Below are 19,097 nucleotides of genomic sequence, written 5' to 3'. Positions count from 1 at the left end.
CACCCGCCCTCGGGTAGGATCGATGCCCGTGGACGATCTCTGTGACCGCGTGGGCGGTGTCTCGATCGTCCGGTGGAACCCTCGGCGCGACGACGGCGTCACCGCCAGCGGTCGAGTCGACAACTTCGGAGACCTGTTGGGCCCGATCATCGCGTCTCGTCTGATGCGTGGCCCCGGCGTCGAGTTCGATCCGGCGGGCCCGCGACTCCTCGCCGTCGGCTCGATCATGCAATTCGGCCGTCCGGGCGACGTCGTCTGGGGTGCGGGGTTCAACGCCAAGCTCAAGGAACACCGTTCGGATCTGCCGCGACTCGACGTGCGCGCGGTGCGTGGACCGTATTCGCGCCTGCTGCTCGAGGCCACAGGTCTCGACGTTCCCGAGGTCTACGGCGATCCTGCTCTCCTGCTTCCGGAACTGTTCCCCGAGACCAGGTCGTGGGCGGAGCAGAAAGTCCGACGAGTGGTGATCCTCCCCAACCTGCACGACGAGGACGCGTTGACGGGGGACGCACGGATGGTCTCGCCGCGACGGCCGGTGTGGGAGGTCGTCCGGGCCATCGCGTCTGCCGACCTCGTGGTCGGGTCGTCCCTGCACGGCATCGTCGTCGCCGAGTCCCTCGGCGTGCCGGCACGGCTCGTGGCCCCTGAGGCCGAGCACCCGATGAAGTACGTGGACTACTATGCCGGGACCGGACGTCACGGCATGGGCGTGGCCGCAGACGTGGACGAGGCGATCCGGCTCGGAGGCGCGGCGCCCATCGACGGTTGGTCCTCAACGGCACTCGTCGAGGCCTTCCCCGCGGACCTCTGGGCCGACGATCGCGGAGGGGCGGTCGGACGTCCGAAGAGGGGCAGCTCGGACCGCGGCATCACGGACGTCGTGACCGACGTCGGCAGCCTCCGGCGGACGGCCGCGACTCCCTACGAACAGGACGCTGCCGAACACCTCGAAGAGCGGATCGTCCTCCGGGCGCTCGCGCACGAGGCGGATCGGTTCGCACCCGAGTCCTTGGCGGTCGTACTCGCCGAGTTCCACGCCGCTCGGCGGGACGGAGCCCTCGCCGACGTCGACACTCGGTACTCTCGCGCCGTCGCGTTGGCCGACCTCGGGTTCACCGCAGAACTCCGGCGCAACGCCTTGGCATCGCGGCCCGGCCACAGGGCCGTCCTCCTGGACGTCCGTCGCGCAGGCGACGACGGTGTTCTCGTCCTGGGTGGCCGGACCACGCTCCCGGACACCGCGTGGTGGGCCACGGACGCGATCGTCGAAGCCGTGGCACATGATGCAGCGGGTGACGAGCTCTCGTCCACGGCCATCCCGATCTCGGTCCTCGACGTCGACGAGTCGACCGGAACGATGACCTGGGAATGTCGCGTGGACGTCGTCCGGTTGCCAGAGGGCGCGAGCACGGTTCTCTGGACCCTGTCGACACCGATCCACGGCCGGGTGGTCGTTCCGGTCGACGTTCCCCCCGACCTCGGCTTCAACCGCTGGGGCCTCGGTGACGGCACCGCCTACCGGGTCGATCGGACGTCCAGAGGCCATCTCGTCCTGCACCACGAGCCTCAACGGGGGATCCGACTGTGAACTCACTCTCTCTCGTCGTCGATCCACTGACGGGGGCTGCGCCCGTCGACCGGCACGGGACGATGCTCACCGTCGTGATCCCCACCCACGACGTCGAGCCCTGGATCGACGAATTGCTGACCAGCGTCCTGGCGCAGGGGCTGCCGGGCATGGAGGTCATCGTCGTCGACGATCACTCCGTCGACGGGACCCTCGAGCGGGTGCGCCGTCGGGCGGACCTCGATCCGCGCGTCAAGGTGATCGAGGCGAGGGACGCGGGGGGCGCCACGGCGAGGAACATCGGCGTCGCGTCCTCGTCCGGGCGGTACATCGTGTTCGCGGACGGGGACGACATCGTTCCGCACGGTGCCTACGTCGCCATGGTCGAAGCTGCCGAGAGCTCCGGCTCCGACATCGTGTTCGGGGACTACCTCAAGTTCTCGACGACGTCCACCTGGAACCCCACGAAGAACTGGCCGGCGCATCGCTCACGGCGGAGCTCCGTGCCGTTCGCGAGCGAGCCGTCCCTCATCCGCGGGCGGGCGTGCTGGAACAAGCTGTTCCGGCGCTCCTTGCTGACGGACAACGACATCACGTTCCCGGAGGTGCCCAGGTCGAACGACATCGTCCCCATGACCAGGGCCTACCTGGCTGCACGTCGCGTCGACGTCGTCGACGAATGCGTGTACCTCTACCGGCAGCGTCCCGGCACCTCCTCGATGACGGCCCGGGCCGGTGCAGAACTGGCGTCCGTGAGTTACCTCACCCAAGAGGCGGAATGCGCTCGCCTGGTCGTCTCACACGGCGACGACGCGGTCATGTCGGCTTACTCGTCCCTCATCTTCGACTCCGACGCCTGGGTGCACCTTCACGGGTACCTCCTGGGCCTCCAGGGGTCGAGCGTGTCCGAAGAGGTCCTGGCCGCGGTGGACGCACTGTTCGACGCGGCACCACGGAGCGGACTCCTGCGGGCGGCGGCTCACAAACGGCTGCTCTTCGGGCTCCTCCGGGTCCACGAGACGGGGGCAGCCCTCGCTCTGACCCGCGCCGTCGCCAGGAGGGCCGCCGACGGCGCCTACGACGTGGAAGGGCTCCGGGCGGTCTTCTCCGGGGTCCGGGTCCTTGCGGGCGCCCTCGCCGACGAGCCGTCGCTCGAACTCGACGTGCCCAGGCTGGTGGCCGAGGCCGTCATCGTCCCGCTCGTCCACGACGGCGACTCGATCGGTTCCGTCGCGCTGTCGGGCCTCGTGCGTGACATCGCCTCGAGCGGACTCCTGGACGGACGAGACCTCGAGCTGAGCCTCCCGGCTGGGCTGGCGCGAGCCCTCGGACGCTCGGTGCTGGGTGGGGACGCCGAGGCGGTCGCCGCTCTCTCGGGGTTGCAGAAGATCGCGACGGTGACGACCGACGCCGTCGGGCTGCACGAGGGACGTGTCCAGATGTCGGGGCCTCGCGTCTGGGCTCGGTCGGTCTCGGCCGAGCTCCACCTGGTCGCACAGTCGGGCGACGACGTCAGGCACCCGTTGCCCGTCGAGACGGGACAGGCCTCCTGGAGTGTCGACATCGCGGACATGGGACGACAGCATGCCGGCCGCTACTCCGTGGAACTCACCTTGTCGACGGGTGACTTCTCCGTGAGCGTGCCCGTCGTGTCGGCCAGGATGCCGCTTCCGGTGCCGGCCCACGACGACGTCCTCGCCGTCTTCAGCGACCGGAAGAGGGGGTGGCGCATGGTGGTCGAGCGGCTTCGGAAGCCCCCGATGGCGCACCGGGTCCTCGCCGCTGGACGCGGCGCGGGCGCTCGGCTGCTAGGTCGGCGAACCCGGGGCGGTCAAGACCCCACGGAGGGCCTTCTCGAAACGCGCTGAGACCTGGTAGGGGGCCAGCCTGTCCGCGAAGCTCCGCGCTGCGTCCTCGACGTCCGCATAGGACTCCGGTGCGGCCAGGATCGCCGCCAAGGACGCGACAGAGTCGTCGGGTTCGAAGAAGTGCACCCAGTCCTCGGCGCCGAAGTCGTCGCGCATGTGCTCCGTCCCGGGAACCACGGCTCTGGTGCCGAACGTCGCGGCGAGATGGATGCTTCCGCTGTTGAGCACCTTCCGGTACGGGAAGACGGCCAGGTCGGCCGCGCGGAACCACCGCTCGACGTCGGCGTCGTCGACGAATTCGTGGTGTCGGACAGCCCTGATGCCCGCCGGGAGGTGGTCGTCGAGGATGGCCACGTCCTCGGCGCTGGTCTTTCCCGCCATGAGCAGTGTCGGGCGCGATGCCTCCGGCATCGACGCCAGAGCGTCCATCAGGACCGTCAACCCCTTGTAGGGACGCATCTGGCCGAAGAACAAGACGGTCCGCTCAGAGGCACCGATCCCGAAGGACTCACGTGCCTCCTCGGTGGTCCAGTTGTTCGTGTAGACGCCCTGGTAGCTCGGGTGGGGCAGGACGGTCGTCCTGTCTGCGGGCAGGTCGTAGTGTTCGCTGGCCATCCGGGCGGTGCCGGCAGACATCACGTGGACGAGGTCCGCGGTCTCAGCGAGCATCCTGTGCAGCTCCACCTCCTCATCGAGGTGCACGGCGTCGTGGGGGAGGACGTTGTGCACCGTCCAGACGACGGCGATCCCGTCTCGCTTCGCGGCTGACAACGTCAACCGGAACCGCTCGAGCCTCCTCCGGGCTTCGTCGACGTCGACCGCGCGCTGGACGACGGGCGACGTCCAGTGCACGTGGAGGGCGTCGCCGGGCCCGAGCGTGCCGGCACGCGCGACCAGTCCCTCGAGCGTCGTGGTCTCGAGCGTCTCGAGCCCGCCGGCCCGCGGGGCCAGGTACAGCATGTTCAGGTACGGGTTGTCCTTCCACGCAGGAAAGACGAGGACCCTGCCGTCTCGCCTCATCGTTCTTCTCCCATCGATCTGGCGATGCCGTCCAAGACGGTCTCGACTCCGGCCCGTGGCTTGCCCCCCGGTTCGGTCCGCCCCGGCCCCGTCCCGCGCCTCGACGAGAGCCTGGGTCGATCGTCGTGGAAGGAGACGCTACACGCTCGCCTTCGCACGACCTCGAGTCCGTCGGTTCGACGTCGCGTCACGAGCGCGACTCCGGCACGGCCACGAGGAGCCCGTCCGGGCGGCTCGCCCTGGCATCTCGAGCTTGCCGTCGGCATGAGGACCGATGCACGTCACGATCGCCTCCGGCGTCCCGGGCCGGAAGGGCCGTGGCCCTCATCGAGCACCTGCCTGATCGTGCGAGGTGGAGGTCATCGACCGAGAGCCTTCCGCGCGGAGTCCGCGAGCTGGGGCCATCGCGACGCGAAGGCGAGTGCCGCCCTGCGGCGGACGCTCGCTCGGCGCGGATACGTGATGACACCGGCCTCCGTCGCGAGTCCGATCACGACGTCCCAGCGACGACGCAGCCGCTCTGCGTCGATCGGAGCACGACTCAGAGCAGCGAGGATGACCCCGAGGGGCCGTGGCTCACCTCGTCCTGGTGAGGCGTCGATGAACTCCTCCAGGACGTGGTGGATGCCGGAGCCGCCGGGCGGCCGGGCACCGCGAGAGGACGTCCCCACCTTCTCGGGCCCTTCCACGACCAGCCATCGAGGTGAGAGGTCGTTCAGGGCGAGGGCGGCAGGAACGTCGTCGAGCCGGCCGACGTGCACGGCGACGTCGAACACGGCTCGGGTCGTTGCCCTGTCGGTCACGTCGACACCCTTGAACCGTCGTCGAGCGCCCCTCGTCCATCGTCTCGGCACGACGACCGTGCACTCCGTTCCGGGGCCGACGTCCGCGAGTGCCCGCGAGAGGGCGTCCCAGTCGGGCCGGTCGGTGACGGGGCTCGTCAGGGCGACTCGCACCGAGTCGTCCTCCGGCGCGAAGACGTCGGCGAACGTGTCGACCGGATCCCTGTCGCGGTGGAAGAACATCTGTTGCGCAGCCACGTAGAACGGATACCGCTCGACCAGGATCTTCTCGTGTCCGAAGCGCAGTCGCGGTGCCAGGTCGCTGCTGAAGCTCGTCGAACCGACGTGGAACACCAACGCCCGGTTGGCGAGGACCGAGGAGTGACCGTCCAGACCGACCCTCAGGCAGAAGTCGTTCTCCTCGCCGTAACCGGGGGCGAAGGTCTCGTCGAAGAACCCGTACTCGTCGATGAGCTCCCGCCGCACCAGGTAGCAGAAGCCCATGGCAACGGGGGCGATGGTGAACCGCGGCAGGAGAGCTGCCACGGCAGCGTGGGTACGACGCGTCCGTGAGGGTGACCGAGGCGACCCCGCATCCCTCAGCCGGTGCGGAAGGCTCGCGATCGTCGCGTTGTTGCTGCGCGCGGTCACGACTCCGTGGTCGGGAGAGAGCGCCAGCACGGCCGCGAGTTCGTCGATGAAACCCCTGGTCGTCACGGTGTCGCTGTTGAGCAGCAAGACGTCGTTGCCGGTCGAGTCGAGTTCCAGCACGGCCTGGTTGCAGTTGCCGACGAAGCCGAGGTTCCGAGGGTTTCGGTGGTAGCTGAATCCGACGTGATCACCGATCAGCTCGTCGACTCTGGCCTCGATCTCGTCGGCGAGGGGACCGGCGTCGTTCGTGAGGAGAACTCGGTCGAGGGTGAAGTCGACGTTCTCGACGAGGGAGGCCAGGCAGGCCTCGATGCCGGGCAGGTCGTCGTAGAGCGGCACGACGACGGTGACCGAGCGGCGCGGGGGCAGTGACGTCATCGGTCGAGCAGTCGCCGGACCGTGACCCGGGGCCGTCTCAGCGTCCGGCCGACCAGTCCGGTGCGTGATCGAAGTCGAGAGACGACGAGACCGACCAACATCTTGGAGGAGGTGGCGCCCACGGCCGAGAACGCCTCGGGGAGGGCGAACCAGTAGCGTGCCAGGTCCGGGAGGCGGTAGGACGGGCCGCCTCCGAGTCCTTCGAGTCGGTCGACGACCGGCCCGTTGCCCAACTCACCCGAGAGCAACTGGCGGATACTGAGCGCGCCCGCCTTCCCGTGTTCGTCGGCGAGATCAGGGGAGTCGGCGTACACCCTGAGTGCATCGAACAGGGTCGAGGGTTCGTCGATGTCGAAGAGGCTGCCCGTCACCCCGACCTCCACCAGCTCGGCGCTCCCGCCGGAGGACGAGGCCACGACGGGGCGACCCACTGCCATGTACTCGAGCGTCGAACGCCCGAAGGCCTCGATGGTCGACGGGGTGACGGCCACGTCGGCGGCCGCGATGAAGGGAAAGGGGTTGCTCTGCTCGCCGACGAAGACCACGTGGTCTGCCACGCCGAGGCCCTTGGCTCGATCGAGGAGCTCCAGGTCGTAGCCGGGCTGGGTCCACGAACCGACGATGCACAGGGAGGCCGTGATCCCTGCCGCTCGGAGGGAGCCCAGGGCGTCGACCACTCGATGCTGGCCCTTGCCGTGCTCCACGCGGCCCACGACGGTGATCTTCAAGCCCGGGTTCGCCTGAGGGAAGGCAGGCACGGCCGCCTCGTCGAGCGACTGCTCGAGTGCCCTGTCGAGATCGACCTGCGGGTAGGCGACGGTGATCTTCTCGGCGTCGATGTACTCGGCGAGGTGTTCCCGAACCGCGAACGAGTTCGTCACGACCGCCTGGGACAGCAGTCCGATGTCGTGCAGGGTCGACGCCCGACCCGTCTGGAAGTTGAGTCCGTGGTCCAGATCGCCGTATTCGCGCACGAACCACGCGTGAGGTATGCCGAGGCTGGCGGCCGCCAGGGCCGCCCACGGGGCGACGAGGGTGTTGGTGACCACGAGATCAGGACGCATCCGTTCCATGACCTGGATCATCTTCCTGACGGCCGCGTAGTCGGTGGCGGCGAAGGTCGCGACCTCGCTGGGTGGCGCCGGTTGCTTGCTCGGCAGTGCCCACCCGCGGAAGCGGATCGCCTCGAACGGCAATCCGCGATCCCTCAGAGCTGCGATGAACTGCCCGGCGGGGGCCTTGGTGATGAAGAAGGGTTCGAAGTCGGGTCGGAGCGCCGACCACTCCTCGACGAGACGGAGCAACGATCGCTCGGCCCCGCCCAAGTTGACCGGCGCGGTGCTGTGGTTCAGGAAGATGACGCGCACGGGACAAGTCTATAAGTCCTCCTCATGTCTCTCGGTATGGGAACGGCTTACGTGCGGCACGGGACGAGCGGTGCGCAGGTGAAGGGCGCCCCTCGGTCGTGCGAGAATGTCTCGATCCCTGACCTCTAACATCGATGCCTGCAGGATCGCATCGGAAGCGGAACGCATGTCCTACATCTCCGAGCTCGTCTCGTCGCGCGAACTGTTGGCGAACCTGACGATCCGCGAGGTCAAGGGCAAGTACCGGCGGACCGTCTTCGGACAGCTCTGGTCGCTGATCAACCCCTTGGCGACGATGCTGGTCTACACGATCGTCTTCTCGTTCATCTTCCGCGCCCGCGTCGTCACCGGTGATCCCAGCGGCATCACGATCTACCCCCTCTGGTTGATGTGCGGACTCCTGCCGTGGATGTTCTTCACCAGGGTCGTCAACGGTGGCATGTCGTCCATCGTCGCGAACGGGTCGCTGATCAAGAAGGTGTACTTCCCGCGCATCGCGTTGCCGCTCTCGACCGTCGGCTCGGTGGGCTTCACCTGGCTCATCGAGATGGGCGTCCTCAGTCTGGCGCTCCTGGTCTTCGGATCGCGCCTGTTGCCATGGTTGCCGCTGCTCGTCCTGATGATGGCGTTGCTGGCGTTGTTCGCTGCCGGCTTCGCGATGCTGTTCTCCATCATCAACGTCTACTTCAGGGACATGCAGCACCTCGTCAGCATCGTCTTGCAGATGTGGATGTACCTCACACCGATCATCTACCCCATCGACCTGGTCGAAGAAGCGTCCGCGAAGTACGGGTCCTGGATACTCACCGTCTACCGACTCAACCCCATGGAACGCTTCGTCGAGGTGTTCCGGAATTTCCTCTACGACAACCGTTGGCCTGACCCGACCGATTTCGTCTTCTGCTTCCTCGCAGCTGCCGTGACGTTCGCGGTGGGGTTCCTCGCGTTCTCGAAGAACGAGAAGAAACTGGCAGAGCTCCTGTGACAACTCCCGCCGTCGTCGTCGATGACGTGTCCAAGCGTTTTCGCATGTACCACGAACACAACAACTCACTGAAGTCCGCCTTGATGCGTGGGCGGAGGAGCGTCCACGAGGACTACTGGGCCCTCAACGACGTGTCGTTCGAAGTGCCCAGCGGGTCCACCTTCGGGCTGATCGGGAGGAACGGGTCGGGCAAGTCCACGTTGCTCAAGTGCCTCGCGAAGATCTTGCAACCCGACGCGGGCGTGATCACGGCGAACGGCAGACAGGCGAGCCTCCTCGAAGTGGGCAGCGGTTTCCACCCAGAGCTGTCGGGGCGCGAGAACATCTTCCTCAACGGGTCGATCCTCGGCATGTCCAGGAAAGAGATCCTGGGCAAGTTCGACGACATCGTGTCGTTCTCCGGAGTCGAGAAGTTCATCGACCAACCGGTCAAGAACTACTCGTCGGGCATGTACGTGCGCCTGGGTTTCTCGGTCGCCGTCAGCGTCACCCCCGACATCCTCGTCGTGGACGAAGTCCTCTCGGTGGGCGACGCGACCTTCCAGAAGCGCTGCCGCACCAAGTTCCGTGAGATGAAGCGAGACGGGCAGACGGTCATTCTCGTGTCCCACTCGATGGGAACGGTGAAGGACATGTGCGACCAGGTCGCCTGGCTCGACTCCGGGAGGCTGGTCGAGACCGGTGACGCCTCGGACGTGATCGCCGCCTACACGAGCACCGTCTGATCACGGCCGCACCGTCCCGTCATGCGCCCCGGTCAGGCGAACCGGGCCGGGCCCGCGCCTCCTCGCCCCTGGACGACTCGCGGGGCAGGCTCGTCACCCGAGACCGGGAACACCCCCAGCGTCGTGACGGTCCTCACGACGAGGCCTCGGCGGCGACGGCGCGCAGCTGGTCGAGGACGATCGCGGAGCGTCCGCTCACCGCCGGGTGGTCGTCACCCGCCCCCGGACCGGCCAGGACCGAGAAGGAGGCGCGGGTCAGGTCGTCCACCCGGCCGTCCTCGTCGAGCCAGACGGCGTTGACCGCGCCGGGCTGGGGAACGAAGCGGGGCGCGCCCTCGGCCGTCGCGACGAGCACGGCGACGTCGTCGATCGAGCACGACGACCGGTAGAACGCCGCGACGTCGTCGACGACGACGTCGTGCCCGTGGAAGACGAGGTAGCCCCGGAGGCGCGCGCAGGCGGCGGCGGCCCGGGTGTCCGAGAGGTCGGCCTTGAGGGCCCAGCGGAGGCCGTCGCGCTCCCAGGGGCCCGAGCGCGGGGCGCGTTCGACCAGGGGACGGGACGACCTGACCATGACGTCGTGCCCTCGCGGCTCGCCGGCCTCGATGCCCACCAGGCGGAGCCCGGCCGCCTCGTAGCCCGCGACGTCGAGGTCGGGGTAGCGTCCGCGCCACCGCTCGTCGAACAGCCGGCGGTTGACGAGCCGGGCGTCGTCGCGCCCGGGCGACGTGCTCTCGTGGTGCACGACGACCGACTCGAGCACGACGGCGAAGTGCGACCCCGGGCGGTCGTCGAGTGCTCGCAGGCACAGGTCGACGTCCTCGAGCCCGTTGGCGAAGACGGGGTCGAAGCCCCGCCACCTGATGAGGTCGCGCGCCCGGAAGGCCGCGGCCGCCGCCGTCACGGCCGCGAACCGTCGGGCGTCCGCGCGGTCGACGTCGAGGCGTGGGTGGTGGGCGAGGAAGTGCCAGGGCATGACCTTGTCCCCGCCGAACACCGTTCCGGCGGCCTGGACCGTGCCGTCCGGGTAGAGCAGGAGCGGCTGCGCCCCGAGGACGTCCTCGTCGTCGAGGGCGGCGAGCAGCGGGGCCAGCCAGCCCGGGCGCACCTCGGTGTCGTTGTTCAGCATGACCACCCGCGAGCCCGTGCTCAGGGCGAGCCCCACGTCGCTGCCGAGGCCGAAGTTGAGGTTGCGGGCCTGCCGGTGGACCGTCACGCGGTCGTCACCGCCGAACCAGCTGTCGAGGATCGCCGAGACGGACCGTCCGGAGGCGTTGTCGATCAGGACCACCTCGACGCCCGGGGCTCCGTCGTCCGACGCGAGCACCGCCTCCACGGCTCGTCGGGTGAGCTTCCAGTCGCGGTAGACGGGCATGACGATCGACACGCGGTCGTCCGAGCGGTCGCCCGCCGACGCCTCGAGGGCGGTCCAGTCGATCAGGTGGGGTGCCACGGCGACGTCCTGCCAGGAGGCCGGGTGGGTCGACGAGATGCGGCCGCCGTCGTGCGAGTTGTCGTAGTCGACGCCGAGGTGGGGCACGTAGGTGGGCACGCCGTGTGCCCGGGCGAGGCGCAGGACGTAGTCGTAGTCGATCCACCGCTTGAGCCGCAGGTCGAAGGCGCCCACCGCGTCCGCGGCCTCACGGGTCACGACCAGGGCGTTGAGGTCGATGAAGTTGCCGGCGAGGAGGTCCTCCCAGGTGCCGTCCTCGCCACGGTACGTCTCGACGGGGGCACCGTCCCGTGCGGCGGGGTCGTTGAGCCCGCGCATCCGCAGGCCGGTGTGCACGGCGGCGGCCCCCGTCTCGAGCAGGGCCGCGACCGCGATCTCGAGGTGCGTCGGGTACCACGCGTTGTCCGAGTCGAGGAAGGCCACCACACCACCCGTGGCCGCCGCGAGACCGGTGTTCCGCGCCGCACCCGCGCCGAGCGACGCCTGCGCGAGCGGGACGATGCGGGGGTCGTCTCGGGCTGCTTCCGCCAGGAGGTCGGCCGTGCCGTCCGTCGAGCCGTCGTCGACCACGACGAGCTGCCACGACGACCAGGTCTGCGCCCGGACCGAGGCGATGGCCGCCCGCAGCGAGTCGGCCCGGTCACGCGTCGGCAGCACGACGGAGACGACCGGCGGCTCGGCCGCGGCTCTCTCGAGCCCCCGGCGGTAGCGAGAACGGGCCGCTGGAGCGTCGAGTCCGTCCCAGGTCGACCGGTACCGGCGGCGGGTGCGCACCTGGTCGGCGGCGAACGACCGGGCCCGGGCGAGGGCCGCCTCGCGGTGCTCCGCCCAGGTCGGCGCGTCACCGAGGCGTCCGGCGGGGGTCGGCAGCAGCGTCTCGGGGCGGGCGTGGGCGAGGAAGTGCCGCAGGGCGTCCAGCGTCGTCCGGGGGCGGTCGGCCTCGGGCAGGGAGCCGACGTAGGCGGCGGCGTCGAAGACGGGACCCGTCTCGACGAGCCGGTCGTCCTCCTGGTGCAGGAAGTCGAACCAGCTCGTCCTCGGGTCGGTGAGCTGGGCCTGCAGCCACTCGGGCTCGACGAGGGGCGACAGGGTGAGCCCACGCCCGCCGTCGCCGATGATGACGAAGCGGGCCGCCTCGGCGTCCGACCCGAACGGGCGGCCGGTGATCGCCTCGACGTACGGACGGTCGACCAGGTCGAACTCGACGACGCGGTCGGCCCAGCGCTTGAGGCGGTCCTCGACCGTGAGCGGCTTCGGCTCGGGTCGGAACCTCGCGAGCGAGCGACGCACGAGCGCCGGGACGGACCGACGGTCGGGCCCGGTCACGAGCGGCCCCGGGGCAGTCGCGACGCGACACGTCCGATGACCGACGCGAGCTTGTAGCTGCGGCTGGCCTTCAGCTGGTTGAGCTCGTCACGATAGCGGTGCAGGCGCCGAGCGTCCGTCGAGGCCGACCGGTGCGCCACGGCGTCGGCGAGGCCGATCCGATCGGCTCGCCGCTGCAGCGCGGCCACGCGGTCGGCGAGGGGCGTGGCCCGGTGACGCGACCACTGCCGGGGCAGGGAGGTCCACGGCGACGCGTCCGCGCCTCCGTCGTCGGTGACGGTGAACGCGGCGTGGTCGCCGACCGCGGCACCCGTGAGGCGGCGTCCGGCGGCGGGGCCGTCGACGCTCCAGCGGACCGGCTGCGCGGAGAGCCCGAGGTCGAGGCTCGCCCAGACGGCGTACCGGCGGTGGGCCTGCAGCAGTCGGTCACCGTCGACGAGGCCGTCGACGAGCAGCCCGAGCGAGCCGATCTGGTCGTCCGGCGCGTCGCTCCGCACGACCGCGGTCGGAGCCAGGGCCGACACCGCCGACACCGCCTCGTCGTCGACCAGGAGCTCGAGGGCGAACGCGTCGCCGAGGGCCCGGGAGGCGCGGGTGACGACGCCGTCGCGTCGTGCGTCGTCGAGACCCGCGGCGGCCGCACCCCGCAGGTCGATCGTCATTGTGTCCCGAGCGGCGCCCGGGACGAGCGCGTCGGCGAACCGATCGGCGGGGTGCACGTCGTGCCGCAGGAACGCGGCCGTCGCCGACCCGTAGAAGGGGTACCGGGCCTCGAGCTTCTTCTGGTGGGCGTCACGAAGGGTGTTCCGACGCGCCCCGACGAAGCTCTTGGACCCGGCGTGCAGCACGAGGGCCCGGTTCGCGACCAGCGCGAGGTACCCGTGCTCGTTGAGGCGCAGGCAGTAGTCGTTCTCCTCGCCGTACCCGGGGGCGAACTCGTCGTCGAACAGGCCGAACCGTCGGATCAGGTCGCGTCGCGTCAGGAAGCAGAAGCCCATGGCCACGGGCGAGACGTACCATCGGGGCAGGACGGGGACGATCTCGGCGGCGACCTGCAGGGTGCGTTCGAACGAGCGCTCGGCGGGGGACACCTGGCGGAACGGCAGGCTGGCGATCGTGGCGTTGTTGCTGCGGGCGCAGACGACCCCGTGCTCGGGTGCCGCCAGGAGGACCTCGAGCATCTCGTCGACGAACCCGGCGGTGACGACGGTGTCGCTGTTCAAGAGCAGCACGTCGCGGTCGGAGGTGTCGAGCTCGGTCACGGCCCGGTTGCAGGTGCCCACGAAACCGAGGTTCCGGTCGTTGCGTTCGTAGCGGAACCCGTCACGGCCGGCGACGGCTTCGAGGACGGCGCGTTCGATCGCGTCGGCGTCCGGCCCGCAGTCGTTGACGAGCAGGACGCGGTGCCGCGAGGTGTCGACGTGGTCGAGGAGGGACGCGATGCAGTCGAGCAGGGACGGCAGGTCTCCGTAGACCGGGACGACGACGGTGACGCCCGGGGACGTCTGGACGGGGGAGGTGCTCACGGGGTTCCTCCTCGACGGCTGCCGTCGGACTCGGGTCGTGCGGCGGTCAGGCGCTCGGCAGCCGACCGGACGGCGGAGGCGAGGGTGCCGCCGAGTGCACCGGGTGCGAGGTCGGCGAAGGCCCCTGGGCCCTCCGCGGCGTTCCGCCGGACGGCCGAGACGACGGCCGCGGCCAGGGCCTCCGGCTCGGCGGCCACGGCGTCGATGCGGTCGTGCAGGCCCGAGCGGGTGCCGTCGAACTCGTTCGTGACGGCCAGGGCGCCCGAGACGGCCGCGTCGAAGGGCGGGTGGCTCGGGTGGGGGCTGTACTGCAACGACAGGACGACGTTCGTCGACGCCAGGAGGTCGAAGTAGTCGTCCCAGGGCAGGGTGCCCACGCTCCGCAGGGTGTGGCCGCCGCCGAGATCCGTGTCGCCGTGGAGCTCGCCGGCCGACACGAACTCGACCGGGTGGCCCGAGGCGGCGAGCTCTCGGGCGGCGATCTTGAGCGCCGCCACCCCGAGCCGGAAGAGGTTGCGGTGCTTGCTCGGACGTCCGTAGAACAACACGCGCGTCGTCTCGCCCGCCGACCGCTTCGCGGCGACGCGGCGGAGGAGGTCGAGGTCGAGGTCGGGGGCGAACACCAGGTCGTCGTCGACGGTGAGGCCTTGCTGCTTCTCGAGGTAGGCGCGGAGGGGCGTCGAGTTGACGATGGGCTGGAACCCCCGTCGGTACGTCGAGGCCGCGACCGCGTACTCGGTCGACCAGGGGCTGAACCCGGGCTCGTAGTCCTGGACGAGGTAGGCGACCCGCTCGCGGGCGATGCGTCCGCTGCGGGTCGCGACGTCGACGGCGTGGGCGGTCTTCCAGTGGGTGACGAGCCACGAGTCGTCGGGCGAGAACCGGATCGACGGGAGGTCCTCCCGCGCGACCACCCTGGCCTCGACGTCGGGGAAGCGCGCCCCGACGAAGGCCTGGGCCGCGGCGGACGAGTTGCCGGAGGTCGTGTACGACACCATGACGATGCGCAGGGGCAGTCCGAGTTCGGCCGCGAGGGTCCGGCCGACCGACAGCGCCGTCGAGATGCCGGCGAAGGTCGCGTCCGGCCGGATCTCGCCGACGACCAGGTCGAGGTGGGGCTCCGCGTCGTGCGAGACGGTGATCCCGGCGAGGGCGGTGCTCGTCTCGACGAGGTGCAGATAGGGGAGGGCGGCGTCGTCGACGAGCGCGGCCTCGGCACGCGAGACCGGGGAGTTGTCGACCGCGACGAGGCGCTCGCGAGCGGCGTTGCGGAACTCGGGGCGCGTCAGGTAGTCCCTGTTGACCCGCACCAGGTCGGTGACGAGTCGGCGGATCTTGGCGGTGTCCATGGAACTCGCGGCGCTTCCCCTCGCGTCTCTCGGTACACCCGTGCCTGCGGCGACGGGCCGGGAGGAGTCTATCGATGCGCGGCTCGAGCCCGGGGGACGCCGGGGTGCTTGTAGACTCCACCGGTGCAGACGCGAGAACTGGCCATCCCCGGCGCCTGGGAGTTCACCCCGAAGCAACACGGTGACGACCGCGGCGTCTTCTTCGAGCAGTACCGCTACGACGTGTTGCAGGACGTCGTCGGCCACCCGCTCGACCTCAAGCAGACCAACACGTCGGTGTCGGCGCGGGGCGTCGCGCGGGGCATCCACTACGCGCTCGTGCCGCCGAGCCAGGCCAAGTACGTCTCGGCCCCCAAGGGCGCCTTCATCGACTTCGTCGTCGACATCCGGGTCGGCTCGCCGACCTTCGGCCAGTGGGACTCCGTCGTCATCGACGACGTCGACCGGCGCGCCGTCTACCTCTCCGAGGGGCTCGGGCACGCCATCGTCGCGCTGACCGAGGGGGCGACCGTCAACTACCTCGTCACCGAGACCTTCAACCCCGAGCGAGAGAAGGGCCTCAGCGTCCTCGACTCCGACATCGGGCTCGTCTTCCCCGACGACATCGGCGAGATCCTCCTCTCCCCGAAGGACACGTCGGCGCCCACCCTGGGCGAGGCCGAGAGCCTCGGCCTCCTGCCCACCTGGGACGAGTGCCAGGCCTTCTACCAGCAGCTCCGAACCGAGAACTAGGCAGACATGCGCGGAATCATCCTCGCCGGCGGGTCCGGCACACGTCTCTACCCGATCACCAAGGGCATCTCGAAGCAGTTGATGCCGATCTACGACAAGCCGATGGTGTACTACCCCCTGTCGACGCTGCTGTCGGCCGGCATCCGCGAGATCCTCATCATCACGACCCCCGACGACGCGCCCCAGTTCCAGCGCCTCCTCGGCGACGGGTCCGACCTCGGCATCGAACTGACCTACGCCATCCAGCCGTCACCCGACGGCCTGGCCCAGGCGTTCATCATCGGCGAGGAGTTCATCGGCGACGAGAAGGTCGCCCTCGTGCTCGGCGACAACATCTTCCACGGGGTCGGGCTCGGCTCGAACCTCCGGGCCAACACCGATCCCGACGGCGGCGTCATCTTCGCCTACCACGTGTCGAACCCCCGGGCCTACGGCGTCGTCGACTTCGACGAGACCTTCACGGCGCGCTCCATCGAGGAGAAGCCCGAGAACCCCAAGAGCAACTACGCCGTCCCGGGCCTCTACTTCTACGACAACTCCGTCGTCGAGATCGCGAAGGGCATCGAGCCGAGCTCACGGGGCGAGCTCGAGATCACGACGATCAACGAGCGCTACCTCGAGGCGGGCAAGCTGCAGGTGCAGGTGCTCGACCGGGGCACCGCCTGGCTCGACACCGGCACCCACGAGTCGATGATGCAGGCGTCCGAGTACGTCCGCGTCATCGAACACCGTCAGGGGTACAAGATCGGGTGCATCGAAGAACTCGCCTGGCGCCGTGGCTGGATCGACGACGAGCAGCTGCGTCGGCTCGCGAAACCCCTGGTCAAGAGTGGTTACGGGGCGTACCTCATGGGGTTGCTGGGCTAGTCCTCCTTCTTGCCGACTCCCGCACGGGGGGTGGTCGGATGCTGGCATCCGTGCGATCTTCGGAGTATGGACTCCTCTGTTGATCAGGCAGAGCCGGGGGACAAGATCGGGCGCATGATCCATCGCCGCCACTTGCTCTCGCTCGCTGCCGCCTCCGTCGTCGCCACCGGCGCGGCCTCCGTGCTGCGGCCCGACGCCGCGCACGCGTCGGTCAGCCTCGGCGAGACCTCCGCCGCCACGGACAGCATCGCCGAGGCACTCGCCGTGGCCGAACTGAGCGCCTGGGGCGGGTACTCCAACGGCAACATCCCGGCCAGGGCCCTCACGCCGGTGTCGGCGACCGTGGCCGGCTCGGGGTACCTCCGCACCGACGCCGCGCGCCAGTACCTCGCCCTCAGCCTCGCCTTCTCGAACGCCGTCGGTCGTCCCCTGGCCATCACCGAGGGGTACCGCGCGTACTCCCGTCAGGTCGACTACTGGAACGCCTACCAGGCCGGCACCGGCAACCTCGCGGCCTACCCCGGCACCTCGAACCACGGCTGGGGCATCGCCTGCGACTTCGGTGCCGGTGTCGCCACGGCCGGCTCGGCGGCCAAACGGTGGATGGACGCGAACGCGCCGTCGTACGGCTGGATGCCCACGGGCAACTCCTTCAGCCGGCCCGAGCCCTGGCACTTCGACTACACCCCGGCCTACGTCGGTGACATCCCGCTGCAGGTCGACGCGGACTCCGAGGTCATCATCATCCGGGCCAAGCAGGCCCTCAGCGAACAGGCGCTCGGCTACACGGCCCTCGTGGGCGTCCGCAGCCTGCGACACCTGTCGACCATCGACATGATCAACGCGATGCGCGTCGCCGGCACCCCGTTCTACGAGGTGGACCGCAACCAGTTCTACGCGATCATCAACTCGCTGGGCATCGCTCGCTCGGCACTCACCCAGGACGCGGACTACTGGCGTCGCTGACGCGCACCCGACCGACACGACCGACACGCCCGACACGAATCGAAGGACTTCCACATGCTCATCATCCGTTGCACCGACAACCTGCCCGAGGTGGGAAGCGGCTACGTCTGCATGGTCGGCGTCCGGTCGCTCCGGCACATGACCACCATGGAGATGGTGAACGCCATGCAGGCGGTCGGGGTCCAGTACAAGAACCTGAACGCCGCCGGCTTCTACGCCGCCCTCAGCTCCCTCTCGATCCCTCGCACCGCCCTGAAGACCGGTGCCGACTGGTCCGGTCGCTGACATGACCCCGGCCGGCCATCGCTCACGTCTGCTGGCCGCGACGGTCGTGGTCATCGCGACGGTCCTCGGCGGAGGCATCTCGGGCGCGCCATTGGCCGGGGCGGCAGCCGCCTCGGCGGCAGCCGTGTCCTACGGCGTCGGAGCGCGCTCGTTGAGTCAGCCGTCGCCGGGCGGTCGGCACGTCTACGTGTCCACGACCGGCTCCGACACCTACAAGCAGTACAACCGTGCCGCCTGCCTCAGGGACCCCGCCAACGCCGGCCAGTATCAGGACAGGTGCCCCGAACCCACGGCATCGTCGCCGTTGCGGACGGTGCAGGCCGGCATCCGGGCAGCCAGGCCCGGCGACGTGATCGTCGTGCGAGGGGGCGTCTACGCGGAGGCGATCGGATGGGGTCTCCAACGCGGGACCGCCGAGCGTCCCATCGTCCTGCAGGCGAGCCCGGGGGAACGAGTCGAGGTCAACGGGACGCTCATCATGGCTTCGGCGGACCACTGGACCATCAACGGCATCCGCTTCACGTACAACTCGGCCATCCAGACCGGTCAATCGGTGGTGCTGATGTCGGGCGGCGACGGGTGGTCGTTCACCAACAACGAGGTGCAGGGAACACGCGGCGTGGCCAACGTGCTGGTCAACGCGACGACTGCCTCCGGGTCGACCGCCCAGCTGGCGGCTGCGGCGCCGCGCAATTACCTCATCGGAGGCAACTGCATCCACGACAACCGAGCCGTGGACGCCGCCGGGACGGACCACAACATCTATCTCATGTCGTCCATCTGGTCCACTGGCGGCCTCATCGAGAGGAACTTGATCGCTGGTGCGCCGCGAGGGGCCAACATCAAGGCCGCCGGGAGCACCCCTGCGACGGCGTCCGGGAGCCCGCGGAACGTCACCATCAGGTACAACACCCTGTTGTCCGCAGCGTCGGGCCTGACGATCGGTCTCGCAGCAGAAGGGGTCGAGGCCCAGCGGAACATCATCGCCGTCCCGAACGGGTCCGGTCGCTACGACGGGGCGGTCAAGACCTACCAGCTCGACCAGCCCGGCAAGAACGCGGTCAAGGACTCCCTGTTGAGCGGGTACGCCCGGCCGATCAGCGAGGACTTCGGCGTGACTCGCCACATCTTCACGGCACGCAACGACACGGCGACCCCGTTCTCGTACACGGGCTCGATCGCGAACTGCACCGCCACGGCGGCCTCGGCGACGATCCGCTCGTCCTACGGCCACATGGCCCGCTGACCGG

At 69.5% G+C, this 19,097-nt stretch carries 15 protein-coding genes; 9 read left to right on the top strand and 6 right to left on the bottom strand.

Annotated features, from left to right (window positions below):
• Window positions 1-28 precede the first annotated feature (28 nt).
• Together ABID81_RS01660 and ABID81_RS01655 are read left to right on the top strand one after the other, a co-directional pair.
• Entirely contained in the window at window positions 29-1,588 is a 1,560-nt protein-coding gene (locus tag ABID81_RS01660) for a polysaccharide pyruvyl transferase family protein (RefSeq protein WP_354593102.1), read from the top strand.
• Complete coding sequence (locus ABID81_RS01655; protein ID WP_354593101.1) at window positions 1,585-3,435, top strand: glycosyltransferase family 2 protein; 1,851 nt, start codon at window positions 1,585-1,587, stop codon at window positions 3,433-3,435. The genes ABID81_RS01660 and ABID81_RS01655 overlap by 4 nt, the downstream gene beginning before the upstream one ends.
• On the opposite strand, the gene ABID81_RS01650 is transcribed toward ABID81_RS01655, so the two are convergent.
• The 3 genes from ABID81_RS01650 to ABID81_RS01640 form a co-directional block, all read right to left on the bottom strand.
• On the bottom strand, window positions 3,376-4,455 hold the full coding sequence (locus tag ABID81_RS01650; RefSeq protein WP_354593100.1) for a glycosyltransferase: 1,080 nt from the start codon (window positions 4,453-4,455) through the stop codon (window positions 3,376-3,378). The genes ABID81_RS01655 and ABID81_RS01650 overlap by 60 nt on opposite strands.
• Window positions 4,456-4,814: 359 nt before the next feature.
• Entirely contained in the window at window positions 4,815-6,266 is a 1,452-nt protein-coding gene (locus ABID81_RS01645; protein ID WP_354593099.1) for a glycosyltransferase family 2 protein, read from the bottom strand.
• Window positions 6,263-7,633 carry a glycosyltransferase family 4 protein gene (locus ABID81_RS01640; RefSeq protein WP_354593098.1) on the bottom strand — a complete coding sequence of 457 codons (1,371 nt, stop codon included), beginning with the start codon at window positions 7,631-7,633 and terminating at the stop codon, window positions 6,263-6,265. The genes ABID81_RS01645 and ABID81_RS01640 overlap by 4 nt, the downstream gene beginning before the upstream one ends.
• Window positions 7,634-7,799: 166 nt before the next feature.
• On the opposite strand from ABID81_RS01640, the gene ABID81_RS01635 reads away from it, so the two are divergent.
• Both ABID81_RS01635 and ABID81_RS01630 read left to right on the top strand, forming a co-directional pair.
• Complete coding sequence (locus ABID81_RS01635) at window positions 7,800-8,618, top strand: ABC transporter permease (protein WP_354593097.1); 819 nt, start codon at window positions 7,800-7,802, stop codon at window positions 8,616-8,618.
• 44 nt (window positions 8,619-8,662) lie between these two features.
• Complete coding sequence (locus ABID81_RS01630) at window positions 8,663-9,343, top strand: ABC transporter ATP-binding protein (protein ID WP_194594272.1); 681 nt, start codon at window positions 8,663-8,665, stop codon at window positions 9,341-9,343.
• Between the two features lie 133 nt (window positions 9,344-9,476).
• Here the strand turns inward: ABID81_RS01630 and ABID81_RS01625 are convergent, their stop codons facing one another.
• Genes ABID81_RS01625 through ABID81_RS01615 form a run of 3 tightly spaced genes read right to left on the bottom strand, consistent with a single transcriptional unit; the run spans window position 9,477 to window position 14,997 of the window.
• Complete coding sequence (locus ABID81_RS01625; RefSeq protein WP_354593096.1) at window positions 9,477-12,122, bottom strand: glycosyltransferase; 2,646 nt, start codon at window positions 12,120-12,122, stop codon at window positions 9,477-9,479.
• Complete coding sequence (locus ABID81_RS01620; protein ID WP_354593095.1) at window positions 12,119-13,648, bottom strand: glycosyltransferase family 2 protein; 1,530 nt, start codon at window positions 13,646-13,648, stop codon at window positions 12,119-12,121. The genes ABID81_RS01625 and ABID81_RS01620 overlap by 4 nt, the downstream gene beginning before the upstream one ends.
• Window positions 13,645-14,997: a rhamnosyltransferase WsaF family glycosyltransferase gene (locus ABID81_RS01615; RefSeq protein WP_354593094.1), complete on the bottom strand. Its 1,353-nt coding sequence runs from the start codon at window positions 14,995-14,997 to the stop codon at window positions 13,645-13,647. Before ABID81_RS01615 ends, ABID81_RS01620 begins: the two co-directional genes overlap by 4 nt.
• A 123-nt stretch (window positions 14,998-15,120) precedes the next feature.
• Here ABID81_RS01615 and ABID81_RS01610 point away from each other — a divergent pair, with 123 nt between their 5' ends.
• The 5 genes from ABID81_RS01610 to ABID81_RS01590 all read left to right on the top strand — a co-directional run bounded on the left by ABID81_RS01610 (window position 15,121) and on the right by ABID81_RS01590 (window position 19,093).
• Window positions 15,121-15,729 carry a dTDP-4-dehydrorhamnose 3,5-epimerase family protein gene (locus ABID81_RS01610; protein ID WP_354593093.1) on the top strand — a complete coding sequence of 203 codons (609 nt, stop codon included), beginning with the start codon at window positions 15,121-15,123 and terminating at the stop codon, window positions 15,727-15,729.
• 6 nt (window positions 15,730-15,735) lie between these two features.
• Window positions 15,736-16,596 (top strand): glucose-1-phosphate thymidylyltransferase RfbA, encoded by an 861-nt coding sequence (rfbA, locus tag ABID81_RS01605; protein WP_354593092.1) that lies wholly within the window; start codon window positions 15,736-15,738, stop codon window positions 16,594-16,596.
• A 114-nt stretch (window positions 16,597-16,710) separates the two neighbouring features.
• Window positions 16,711-17,562, top strand: coding sequence for a M15 family metallopeptidase (locus tag ABID81_RS01600; RefSeq protein ID WP_354593091.1), 852 nt, complete (start codon window positions 16,711-16,713; stop codon window positions 17,560-17,562).
• A gap of 54 nt (window positions 17,563-17,616) precedes the next feature.
• Window positions 17,617-17,847: a hypothetical protein gene (locus tag ABID81_RS01595; protein WP_194594265.1), complete on the top strand. Its 231-nt coding sequence runs from the start codon at window positions 17,617-17,619 to the stop codon at window positions 17,845-17,847.
• 1 nt (window position 17,848) lies between these two features.
• Window positions 17,849-19,093 carry a right-handed parallel beta-helix repeat-containing protein gene (locus ABID81_RS01590; protein ID WP_354593090.1) on the top strand — a complete coding sequence of 415 codons (1,245 nt, stop codon included), beginning with the start codon at window positions 17,849-17,851 and terminating at the stop codon, window positions 19,091-19,093.
• Window positions 19,094-19,097 lie beyond the last annotated feature (4 nt).

The organism is Frigoribacterium sp. PvP054 (assembly GCF_040547465.1).
Lineage (GTDB): Bacteria > Actinomycetota > Actinomycetes > Actinomycetales > Microbacteriaceae > Frigoribacterium.
This window is presented reverse-complemented; position numbering and strand designations above follow the sequence as displayed.